The 10,899-nt window shown below is 44.7% G+C and carries 11 protein-coding genes; 9 read left to right on the top strand and 2 right to left on the bottom strand.

All coding sequences use genetic code 11. The annotated features are described in order from the left end of the window. Positions 1-125 precede the first annotated feature (125 nt). Positions 126-2,699 (top strand): C1 family peptidase, encoded by a 2,574-nt coding sequence (locus H6F98_RS16950; protein ID WP_192219867.1) that lies wholly within the window; start codon positions 126-128, stop codon positions 2,697-2,699. A gap of 108 nt (positions 2,700-2,807) precedes the next feature. Here H6F98_RS16950 and H6F98_RS34110 read toward each other — a convergent pair whose 3' ends face one another. Continuing rightward, complete coding sequence (locus H6F98_RS34110) at positions 2,808-2,933, bottom strand: hypothetical protein (protein WP_277927592.1); 126 nt, start codon at positions 2,931-2,933, stop codon at positions 2,808-2,810. Positions 2,934-3,036: 103 nt separating this feature from the next. Between H6F98_RS34110 and H6F98_RS16945 the strand changes: the two genes are divergently transcribed. Then, a complete protein-coding gene (locus tag H6F98_RS16945; protein WP_192219866.1) occupies positions 3,037-4,524 on the top strand; it encodes a CIA30 family protein in 1,488 nt (495 codons plus the stop codon). A 10-nt stretch (positions 4,525-4,534) separates the two neighbouring features. Here the strand turns inward: H6F98_RS16945 and H6F98_RS16940 are convergent, their stop codons facing one another. Next, positions 4,535-5,317: an RNA polymerase sigma factor SigF gene (locus tag H6F98_RS16940; protein ID WP_192219865.1), complete on the bottom strand. Its 783-nt coding sequence runs from the start codon at positions 5,315-5,317 to the stop codon at positions 4,535-4,537. 315 nt (positions 5,318-5,632) lie between these two features. Here H6F98_RS16940 and H6F98_RS16935 point away from each other — a divergent pair, with 315 nt between their 5' ends. The 7 genes from H6F98_RS16935 (at position 5,633) to H6F98_RS16905 (ending at position 10,822) form a co-directional block, all read left to right on the top strand. After that, positions 5,633-6,361: a Bax inhibitor-1 family protein gene (locus tag H6F98_RS16935; RefSeq protein WP_192219864.1), complete on the top strand. Its 729-nt coding sequence runs from the start codon at positions 5,633-5,635 to the stop codon at positions 6,359-6,361. A gap of 225 nt (positions 6,362-6,586) precedes the next feature. Beyond that, a protein-coding gene (gene prfB / locus H6F98_RS16930) for a peptide chain release factor 2 (protein WP_192219863.1) occupies positions 6,587-7,694 on the top strand; the annotation gives its coding sequence in 2 pieces (ribosomal slippage) (positions 6,587-6,658 and positions 6,660-7,694; 1,107 coding nt in all). Positions 7,695-7,988: 294 nt separating this feature from the next. Then, on the top strand, positions 7,989-8,198 hold the full coding sequence (locus tag H6F98_RS16925; RefSeq protein WP_192219862.1) for a DUF3285 domain-containing protein: 210 nt from the start codon (positions 7,989-7,991) through the stop codon (positions 8,196-8,198). Positions 8,199-8,231: 33 nt separating this feature from the next. Next, the gene (ybeY, locus tag H6F98_RS16920; RefSeq protein WP_192219861.1) at positions 8,232-8,759 is read left to right on the top strand and encodes an rRNA maturation RNase YbeY; all 528 of its coding nucleotides are present in this window, start codon (positions 8,232-8,234) and stop codon (positions 8,757-8,759) included. A gap of 110 nt (positions 8,760-8,869) precedes the next feature. Continuing rightward, positions 8,870-9,322 (top strand): diacylglycerol kinase family protein, encoded by a 453-nt coding sequence (locus H6F98_RS16915; RefSeq protein ID WP_192219910.1) that lies wholly within the window; start codon positions 8,870-8,872, stop codon positions 9,320-9,322. A gap of 76 nt (positions 9,323-9,398) precedes the next feature. Beyond that, positions 9,399-10,031 carry a glutamine amidotransferase-related protein gene (locus tag H6F98_RS16910; protein WP_192219860.1) on the top strand — a complete coding sequence of 211 codons (633 nt, stop codon included), beginning with the start codon at positions 9,399-9,401 and terminating at the stop codon, positions 10,029-10,031. 11 nt (positions 10,032-10,042) lie between these two features. After that, positions 10,043-10,822, top strand: coding sequence for an MBL fold metallo-hydrolase (locus H6F98_RS16905; protein ID WP_192219859.1), 780 nt, complete (start codon positions 10,043-10,045; stop codon positions 10,820-10,822). Positions 10,823-10,899: the final 77 nt, after the last annotated feature.

The following is a 10,899-nucleotide window of genomic DNA, read 5'->3' as shown; positions in this document are numbered from 1 at the left end:
AAGAATTTCTTATCAAAAATGCTTAAAAATTTCCTGATCCAGAAATTTAGATAAGTATTTAGCCTTATATCTCTTTGACAGAGCTGCATCGATCTATCCCTACTTACCTTTTAGGAGAAACAATAATGGAAAATAAACAGACCGGTTGGGCACCAGACTTTCCTGATGTAAAAGATTACACACTAAAAAGCAAACAAATTCGCAAGGCATTGCAGCCCATTCAACCAACACAAATAATTGGCTCGCTCGAAAGCCAAAAAGAAAGTGTAATTAGACTCTTGGAGCAGATAGTAGAAAAAACAGAAGACAATGAGGCAAAGAAGCTATGCAAAGAATTACAAGGAGGAATGGAAAATGAAGTCCATTTAGTAGAAGCAAAATTATTAGAATTAAATGAAGAAAATTACAATAGTAGGACTGATAAACTGGCAGAATTTTTTGATATTGAAAGAATTCCCTCTAAAGTTTTTGATACTATTGTAAAAAAACTTTTTAAAGATTTTGGTTCAGATTTAGTCCAATTAAAAGAGGATAACAAAGGTCGCGGACTAACTAAAGTAGTTTATCCGATAGTCAAGGTTATCGCGCAAATTATGAATCCAATAGGGACATATGGCAATCTATCAAAAGCAGTTACAGATAAAGGCATAAAATATTTTAAAAGTCTTTTGGAGACAGAATTTAATAACTCTTACGAGAAAACAGATAAAATATTGGAGTCTTTAATTCAGGAAATTAAGGAGCTTAAAAAAGCTACAGAAAGAAATTATAATTTTTCAAAATCAAGTTTGCAATCTACCAGCTCCTGGAAATTAGATAATAAATACTTTGAGTATCTGGCTTTTTCCGCCATGCTGAAAGCCAAAGAGGAGCTGTTATTAATGAAAGCATCACTGGATTTGGAGCAAACAGTTGATCTAAAGATTAAAGATATTTTAATTAAAGTCGAAAAAGAGCTAGAGGCAGATTTTAAAAATGTACTTAAATCTAAAGCTCTACCCTTTAAAAAAGCGCTGGAGTTCGATGGGAATAATAAGTATGAACACATAGAAAGCTGTGAATGGAAGCAAGAACAAGCTTTAACAATCGAGTTCTGGGTGAAAGTAAATAAGGATGACTTCACAGCAGGCTCCTCTTTTACTTTTAAACTCACTACAGATCAGAACTATACTGCTACATTTAAGATCATACTATCCTCCGAGCTTCACCTGGTCTGGGAATACGGCAACAAATACTTGATTGGTGTTGACTATTCCCCCTACTTCAACCAATGGACTTATGTAGCTTTGGTCTCTGAGACTACAAACGATGCTGAACACACCGCCATTTATATGAATGGTGAATTTATAGCGAAAAAGGATGAACCGCTAAACCCCCCAGACGAAGACGAGTCTTTTAATGTAAAAGAACTCAAAATTACTAATACATGGAAAGCAGAAATTGCTAGGTTTAACATTTGGAACCAGCCCTGGACTGAGGAAGACATCAGGAACAATATGTTCCTACCAAAGGACAGTGAGGAAAAGCTAACAAACTATTGGTGCAGGGTTACTCATAACGACAACGAGAACAATCCCAGCAATACGGGCGTTCCCAGTGGGGACACCAAGCCAAAAATTGTAACTATTAAATCACCTTTCTCTGAAAAGTGGATGATTAAAGAGGATAAAGATAGATCTTTTAAACCTTTTAAAAAAGCAAGAAGGGATAATCAAACTCGATTCAACATTATGCCACCTCAGGAAGAGATGAATGGTAGTGAAGAAAAGGATAAGATTAAATCCTTCCAATTTATAATTTTCAGAAAAAACCTAAAAAAGGTAACAGAAAGCACTTCAAATAACAAAGAAAGATTAGTTGGTTTAGCTATACTTCCAGACTTCATAGATTTAAGCTTATGGTGTTCTGAAATCGAAGACCAAGGTTCACTAAATTCATGCACAGCAAGTGCTGCCATTGCCTTGATGGAGTATTTTCAGAAAAAGAGTTTTGGTAAGTATATCGATGGTTCCCGACTCTTCCTTTACAAAGCTACGCGCAACCTGATGCAAATTGAAGGAAATGTAGGAACCTCGATTCGGAACACCATGAAAGCAATGGCATTATTTGGTGTCCCCCCAGAGGAATACTGGCCTTATGACGAAGCTAAGGTTAATGTGGAGCCAAATCCCTTTTGTTACTCCTTTGCCCAAAGTTATCAAGCGCTTAAATACTTTCGTCTAGATCCTCCTGGAATTCCTAATGAAGTGCTGCTAGCTCAGATTAAAGCAATTTTAGTCACTGGTTTTCCCTGCGTGTTCGGGTTTACTCTCTATAGTTCCATATACGATGAATCAAACCCAAGGGGTCATATACCGTACCCACACCAGAGAGATAAAGCCGAAGGAGGTCACGCGGTTGTTGCCGTTGGTTACGACGACTATAAGGTTATAAAGAATGCCGATGACGAGGAGACAACAGGGGCATTACTGATCAGAAACTCTTGGGGAACTAAGTGGGGTGAGGGTGGTTATGGCTGGCTCCCCTATGATTATGTATTGAAAGGGCTGACGGCTGATTGGTGGTCGTTGCTCAATTCGGAGTGGTTTGATACAGAACAATTTGGGTTAGGAGGGGGCGACTGGACGGATAATGTGGGGCTGGATCAGGGGAAGAAGCCTGGGGGAGGGGGAGCTCCAAGTCCAGGCAAGCCAGGATGAAAAAATCCATGACCACATAAATAGCTATCCTTAACTGGCTCTGAGCGATCGCGCACATCGAAAGACATTACCCAGTGCGATCGCTCTTACATGAGTGGCTCATCTCCCTTAGCAAGAGGAGGAGTTCTTCTTCCTCACAATTTGCCGATGCGCCAACAACATCATCCGACTGAGTGAAGTCAGAGAATGCGATCGCACTGGGTAGGCTAACGATTCAGATTCAGTAGTTGACATCAATGACCACCGTGCGCCCTTATGCTGTCGCCCTACTGCATATATTAGAAACGAAAGCGATCGCAGTTTCGATACACTAAAGAAAACAAGGGAAGCAGCGGTTGTGACTGAAAAAAATCGCTCCCAGTGGGACGCTGGCAGATTCATCAAAACACTGACCTACTTCGAGGTCATCCCTTTCCTGAACTGGCTACAGCAGCTATTCACACGCACCAATCGTAAACCAGAAAACCAGAGTAGAGGCAAAAAAATGGGAGTAATACTGGTAGCTGGCGCAACAGGCGGTGTCGGGAAGCGAGTTGTGCGGAGTCTAGTCGAACAAAATTATCAAGTACGTGCTTTAGTCAGGGATGCCAAAAAAGCACAGCAGATGCTTGGCAACGATGTAGAACTATTCGAGGGAGACATCACCATCGCAGAAACATTAACCCCTGCACTAACAGAGGGGATTTCTGCTGTTGTCTGTTGCACAGGAGTCCGGGTTCAGCCTGTCGAAGGCGATACACCTGACCGAGCAAAATACTATCAAGGCATTAAATTCTATATGCCAGAAGTTGTGGATAGTCCCGAAATTGTGGACTACCAAGGTATCAAAAACTTAGTCCAAGCAGCAGCCATGAGTCTGGGAATGGCAGGAGAAAAGCTGCTATTTGATTTCAAGCACCCAACAGATGATGTCAAAGAAACTTGGGGTGCTGTGGATGATGTCGTGATGGGTGGCGTTAGCGAGAGTTCTATCCAATTAATTGATAAGGCAGCACTCTTCACCGGAAATGTATCGACTCAAAACTCCGGCGGCTTTGTTTCAGTTCGTACCCGCAACTTCGAGCCATCACTGGATTTGGCAGAGTACAAGGGGATAGAACTGCGAGTGAAGGGAGATGGTCAGCGGTATAAGTTTATTTTGCGATCAGAAGCTAAATGGGATGGTATTTCCTACTGCTATTCGTTCGATACAGATAAAGATAACTGGATTAATGTTCGCATTCCGTTTGAGGCTCTGATTCCAGTATTTCGCGCTAAAACCTTAAAAGACGCTCCAGCATTCGATTCTAGCCAAACCTATGCGTTGCAGCTAATGCTCAGCAAGTTTGAGTATGACGGAGAACTGAACCCGAAATTTCAACCGGGTGGTTTTGCCCTACAAGTGGAAACGATTAAAGCTTATGGTAGTGCCCCAAAACCGCAGTTCATTATGATTAGCTCAGCGGGTGTCACTCGTCCAGGGCGTCCGGGAATTAACTTAGAAGAGGAGCCACCTGCGGTACGGATGAACGACCAACTAGGCGGAATTCTAACCTGGAAGCTACGAGGAGAAGAGAGTGTTCGCCAAAGTGGGGTTCCTTACACCATTATCAGACCTTGCGCTCTAACCGAAGAACCTGGAGGTAAGGCTTTGGTATTTGAGCAAGGTGACAACATTCGGGGCAAGGTGAGTCGTGAAGATATTGCTGAGCTTTGTGTTCATGTGCTAGAGCAACCTAAGGCTCGTAATGTCACCTTTGAAGTGAAAGAGGGAGAAGATAGCAACCATCCAACTAACTGGGAAAGCCTATTTTCTACTTTAAAAACCGATACTAATAACCACTAGCAATCTAGCGTTAACTAGCAAGACGACCAGATACTTGAGGCTGTAACAAGCACACCAGTTCGTTGATACCTCGCTTCACATGTCGTGATACCGTCATAGGGCTAACACCAATGTGCTTTGCCGCTTCCTCACGCGGTAGTTGCTGCAAACAAACATACTCAATAGCAGTGCGAGTCTTCTCTTCCAGATGGCTCATTGCTCCGTGTAGCTGTTGTCGCTCTTCTTCTCGATTTTGCCAAGCTTCATGATAGGCGTCTGGTAACATTTCTCCCAAGGTTAGGACAGAATCAACCGTCTGCCCTACTGTTGCATCCAGACTTAAAGGTAGGCGATTTTGTATAGCCAATTTACTTTCCTGCCACTCGCGCAATGATACCTTCAAGGCTTGAGCAATCTCAGCATCTTTTGGCAGACGACCGAGAGTAGCTTCCAATTTTTTACTCACTTTTTGCCCTTCCCGTTGCAGTTCCTGCCAGCGACGCGGAATCTTGACAGTACTGCCCTTGTCACGTAAAAAATGTAGCATCTCGCCCCGAATGTAAGGCACAGCAAAGGAACTGAAAGCACAGCCTTGATGAGGGTCGAACCGCTCAATGGCACGAATCAAACCCAGATAACCGATTTGCTGCAAATCTTCATAAGGTTCAGTACACTGCTGGCTGACTCGATAAGCAATGTTTCTTACCAAACCAATATTTAACCGTACTATCTGATTGCGAACTTCAACCGTTGGATTTCGGGAGTAAGCAATCAAAAGTTCCATTCCGCGAAAACGTACAGACTGAGTCGCCATGATATAAAAAACCTCAATTCCTGCAACCTATGCCCTCAAATGGCTTGCTGTAACTAAGCCATCTTGAAATCATTGTCTGTACATAGAAAGAATTAAACTATCGTTGTTTTACGGAAATAATTGCGCTCGACAATTTCCATCTCCGTATATATGCGGAGATGACTTAACAGGGAAACTTGCGATCGCTTAAATGTGCCTTTGGGCAGAAACTGACGTTGGCTAGTTTTCCCTCCTAGCCGAGTGCTTCAGAACTCGTCACAATAGGACTAGATAAATTTGTGTTTGTAACTCATCGGAAAGTTCAGAGGAAGTCTCATGAGCAACACCAGTAACTTTCGTCAAGCAATTCGCGAAGCCAAAGGTCACGCGCTAGTTGGACCTAATGTCATCGCCAACGCGCTTCCCTATGTGGGTGGTGGACTTGTCTTAACTGCACTCGGCACCTACGGAGGACTTGGTGTTCTCCGTTCCAACCCACAGCTATTCATGACAACCTTCTGGGTAGCCCTGATTGCTGAAATCGCTCTTTTCTTCGTAGCTAGTGGCATTGCCCGACAAGGGAAGAACGGTGTCGCACTGCCCCTGTTGGCTACCTACAGTCTGCTATCTGGTTATACCCTTAGCGGTCTAATCTTCCTTGCCCTTAGAACACCAGGCGTTGGTTTGCAAGGAATCGGCTTTGCTGCCCTTGGCTGTGGTGTCACCTTCATTGCAGGTAGACAAATTGGCTCCAACTTGTCTGATGAAGACGGTATGGCTCTCACCAAAACCGTACAGCTAGGTATGATTGCCCTAGTTGTCGTCTTGGTTGCTCAACTGCTCTTCTCATTTTTTGGAGGCGGTTTTCCAGGTTGGCTAGAAATTGGCATCTCCGGCATTGGTGTCTTTCTATTTGCTGGAGCGGCTGTCGTGGATTTCTACATCCTGCCTCGCACCTACCGCGACGAGGAGTATCTACCTGCTGCTCTGTCAATGTACCTGACTTACATCAACTTGTTCATCTTCATCTTGCGGTTGCTCATTGCCTTGAACGGTCGCGACTAATTCATTTTTAGGACTTACGCACAAGCGCCATATCTGGTAGGGGCGCACAGCTGTGCGCCCCTACAAATGGTGTTTCAAAAGTGGATTTGCGTAAGTCCTGATTTTCTAGAAGACTAAACAGGACAGGGGTGCAGTTGACTGCACCCCTATTTTGTGACTCATGCCAGACTCTAGTTAAAATCAACTATGCAACCCAAAGCGTGGTAGCGAAGGATAGAAATCATCATGGAAGCATTAGATATCAAACGCGAAGTCGAAGTGTTGTCTGAGCGCCTGGGTAAAACCCAGGACTATCTTTGACATCCCAGCTCTAAATGCAAAAATCCAAGACTTGGAGCAGTTGGCAGCGCAACCAGATTTTTGGGATGACCAAACATCAGCGCAGCAGACACTTCAAGAACTTAACGACCTCAAATCAAGCCTCCAGCAATATGATCACTGGCGAAGCAGTCTGGAGGATGCCAAAGCAGTTTTAGAGCTACTAGAACTAGAAGCTGATGAATCTCTGCTAAAAGAAGCTGAAACCAATCTGACTCACCTTACTCAGGAACTTGAGCGTTGGGAGTTGGAACAACTGCTCTCTGGATTGTACGATGCCAAAGGTGCTGTTCTCACAATTAACGCGGGTGCAGGAGGGACTGATGCCCAAGATTGGGTGGAAATCTTACTGCGAATGTACACCCGTTGGGCAGAGAAGCAGGGTTACAAGGTACAACTGGCGGAACTTTCAGAAGGAGACGAAGCGGGGATTAAGTCAGTCACGCTAGAAGTTGACGGGCGTAATGCTTATGGGTATCTCAAAGCTGAGAAAGGAACGCACCGACTCGTGCGGATTTCTCCCTTTAATGCGAACGGCAAGCGGCAGACGAGTTTTGCTGGCGTGGAAATAATGCCGTTGATCGATAACTCCGTTGAGCTTGACATTCCAGACAAGGATTTAGAAATCACAACCACTCGTGCTGGTGGCAAGGGCGGGCAAAATGTCAACAAGGTGGAGACAGCCGTGCGGATTGTGCATATTCCGACAGGTGTGGCTGTGCGTTGTACTCAGGAGCGAAGTCAACTGCAAAATAAAGAGAAAGCCTTAGCGATTCTGAAAGCAAAGCTGCTAATTATTGCTCAGGAGCAACGTGCCCAGGAAATTGCCGAAATTCGAGGCGATATGGTAGAAGCCGCTTGGGGGAACCAGATTCGTAACTATGTCTTTCATCCGTATCAGATGGTAAAAGACTTACGCACAAATGTTGAAACTACAGCCGTTAGCGATGTTTTAGATGGCGACATTGACCCCTTTATTGAAGCCTACCTCCGCCAGGAAAATCAGCTAACCTAGAACAGGCTTATCTGCCTTGAGCCTCTGCGCTTTGTTGCATCGGTGTCTTTGATCTAATGCCTAGCGTCGATCAACCTACCGTCCTGATAGTTCTTCTCATCGCTGTAGTATGATCTGCTGACTCTCAAGGGGGATTTTGCGATCGCCAAAGCTCCCTTGAGGAAAAATCCTCTTCCAATTCGTTACATAAAAGCCCTTTGCCTTCTTCAAATTCTAGGGATTGAGTAGCAATTGTTAAGCAAACTGTTACATTAGAGTCATAAAATAACCATTGAGCGAAATTCACTTTATTTTATGAGTAATTCATCTTCAGCACCCGAAGCCCTAGAGCAAGGCTCTGAGGAAACGATAAACCCGCCAGCTGCAACAGAACCCAAGCCCAGTTATGTAAAACTCGCCATGCGTAACATGGTGCGTAAGCGCGGGACATCTCTAAAACATTTTTTCCTAACAACGGCTGGCTTATTGACCGTGCTTGTTGGTCTTGCCTACCTAACCCGTTAGATGTCTGTGGCAATTCCTTAAGAGGCTTTAAGTGTGGAAGTTGAAGTGAGTGTTCAGGATTATTTCTTTACCGCGTCCCGATCAACAATTACTGAGGCGGAAAAACTCCCCTGTTCAATTTCGATCTCACTCTGGGAAAGCTGGTTTTATAAATGGCTAGAAATCCTGCAACCTGCTCTCTCACCGACTGATGCCTATGAACTCACACTTCGCCTTACTGACGATGCAGAGATCCAGGGACTTAATGCTCAGTACCGTCACAAAAATCAACCAACAGATGTACTAGCTTTCGCCGCTTTGGAGGTAAACTCTCCTCAGTTACCAACCGAATTTCAGTTGTCTGTGCCTTTGTATCTTGGGGATGTTGTGATTTCGGTTGATACAGCTGGGCGACAGGCTCAACAACAAGGGCATCCCCTACAAACTGAACTAGCATGGTTAGCTGCCCACGGCTTACTTCATCTTTTGGGATGGGATCATCCGGATGAAGAACGTTTGGTAGAAATGCTTAATCAGCAGGAAACCTTACTTCAGAGTGTCAATCTAACTATCCAACGCTAGGGTTGGTTCTACATTCTTACTGTGTACCCCTTTAGATGAAGTAAAAATCAATGGTGTTACAAAAGGCTCAGTCTACTCACTCTCAATTCCTCACATCAAGTGCCCTGTCTATGCCTCAAGACCTGTCGATGCCGAATCCTAACCAATCTGACCCGATAAAACGTAAACGGGACTTAGCATGGCGGATTGCCCCGACGTTAATGCTTAGTTTCAAATATGCCTGGGCTGGTCTGTCTTATGCCTTTGTGACACAACGCAACTTTCGCATTCACACTGTAATTGGCACCCTAGCAATTAGCTTGGGTGTTTTTTTACACCTAAGTGCTGTGGAAATTTCTGTGATTTGCATAACAAGCGGGTTAGTGCTGGCGTTGGAGTTGTTAAACACAGCCATTGAGTCGGTTGTTGACTTAACGGTCAAACAGACTTATCATGAACTGGCAAAAATTGCGAAAGACTGTGCAGCGGGTGCTGTTCTCATTTCTGCGATCGCAGCAGTATTTGTCGCTGGGTCACTCCTAATCCCACCGCTACTGACATTAATTCAGTCAGTTATGCAATAGCAATCTAGGATAAAGAGGGTCGAGAAGCGATTGAGTAGCGCTTTGAAGAATTTCAGACCCAAAGGAGTTATGTTGAGTGATCATCGTTATTGACAACTACGATAGCTTTACCTACAACCTGGTTCAGTACCTAGGAGAATTAGGTAAAGAATTACCTGTAGCCTCGGAAATTCAGGTCTACCGCAATGACAAAATCGACCTAGAACAAATCCAGAGACTCCAACCTGATGGCATAGTCATTTCTCCGGGTCCAGGTCGTCCTGAAGATGCAGGTATCTCCAGGTCGTTATACACAAAGCTGGGTGCAAGTGTCCCGATTCTGGGTGTTTGTCTGGGTCATCAAAGCTTAGGTCAAGTCTTCGGTGCAGAGATTGCTTCAGCACCTGTACTGATGCATGGTAAGACTTCTGAGATTTATCACACAGGTGTTGGTGTTTTTCGGGGATTAGCTAATCCGTTTACTGCAACTCGTTATCATAGTCTGGTGATTGACCGTAGTAGCTGTCCAGAAGTACTGGAGATAACGGCTTGGGTTGAGGATGGAACCATTATGGGTGTCAGACACCGGAACTATCCCCACCTTGAAGGCGTCCAATTTCATCCAGAGAGTATTCTCACCTCTTCTGGTAAACAGCTAATGCGAAACTTCCTGGAATCACTTCCAGCGTCGCGTCGTCACTCAATGGCAGTAAACTCAATGGGGAACTAATTCAAGAAAACATGAAACGGCGACAATTGATGCGCTACGCGGGTGCTGGTTTAGTCACAACGCTTGGAACGGGTTTAGCGTCAGGACTTAGCTCATATCAAGCACAAGCACCGAGTGGGGCACTTTCAGTACAGTGGCTTGGGCATACTTGCTTTTTATTTACTGGCGGTGGTTCACGAATTTTGGTGAATCCATTTCGAGCATTAGGATGTACGGCTGGGTATCGTGTGCCGAAGGTGGCAGCGGATTTAGTGCTAATTAGTAGCCAGTTATTTGATGAAGGAGCCGCCGAGGGGCTTCCTGGGAATCCTCGGATACTTTTTGAACCAGGTGTGTATCAGGTAGGTAGCATACAGATACAGGGTATTAGTATCGCTCACGATCGCGTTGGTGGACGCCGATTTGGCAACAATGTTGCTTGGCTATGGACTCAAGGGGGTGTCAAAACCCTGCATCTAGGGGGAGCTGCTGCACCAATTGATATTGAGCAAAAAATCCTCATCGGGCGTCCTGATTTAGCACTCATCCCCGTGGGAGGTGGACCCAAAGCCTATAATCCTCAAGAAGCCAAGCAAGCAATCAGCACCCTTAACCCTAAAGTTGTCATTCCTACTCATTTCCGAACACAAGCTGCTGATGGTGCGGCTTGCGATATTGTGCCAGTAGATGAGTTCTTGACCTTGATGGATGGGATGACAGTGCGCCGACTCAACAGCGACACGCTAACCCTCAAATCAAGCGATTTGCCTCAGAGTGGCTCAGTGATTCAAGTCTTGAGTTACAACTTTTAGCGAATCTTACTGGGCAAAAATCAAAGTTATTCTTCGTTAGCGGACACAGGAGGGGCAATCTCCTCACCTACGGTTCC

The organism is Microcoleus sp. FACHB-SPT15, from assembly GCF_014849525.1.
Taxonomy (GTDB): Bacteria; Cyanobacteriota; Cyanobacteriia; order Cyanobacteriales; family Coleofasciculaceae; genus Symplocastrum; species Symplocastrum torsivum.
The sequence above is the reverse complement of the archived record's forward strand: the minus strand, read 5'-3'. Positions and strand labels throughout refer to the sequence as shown.

What these genes read in the sequence shown, in the direction of transcription:
- H6F98_RS34110 (WP_277927592.1), bottom strand. Translation starts at nt 2,933, where the DNA reads ATGTCAACTACTGAATCTGAATCGTTAGCCTACCCAGTGCGATCGCAT.
- H6F98_RS16905 (WP_192219859.1), top strand. Translation starts at nt 10,043, where the DNA reads ATGAAACGGCGACAATTGATGCGCTACGCGGGTGCTGGTTTAGTCACA.
- H6F98_RS16925 (WP_192219862.1), top strand. Translation starts at nt 7,989, where the DNA reads ATGAGTAATTCATCTTCAGCACCCGAAGCCCTAGAGCAAGGCTCTGAG.
- H6F98_RS16935 (WP_192219864.1), top strand. Translation starts at nt 5,633, where the DNA reads ATGAGCAACACCAGTAACTTTCGTCAAGCAATTCGCGAAGCCAAAGGT.
- H6F98_RS16940 (WP_192219865.1), bottom strand. Translation starts at nt 5,317, where the DNA reads ATGGCGACTCAGTCTGTACGTTTTCGCGGAATGGAACTTTTGATTGCT.
- H6F98_RS16950 (WP_192219867.1), top strand. Translation starts at nt 126, where the DNA reads ATGGAAAATAAACAGACCGGTTGGGCACCAGACTTTCCTGATGTAAAA.
- H6F98_RS16915 (WP_192219910.1), top strand. Translation starts at nt 8,870, where the DNA reads ATGCCTCAAGACCTGTCGATGCCGAATCCTAACCAATCTGACCCGATA.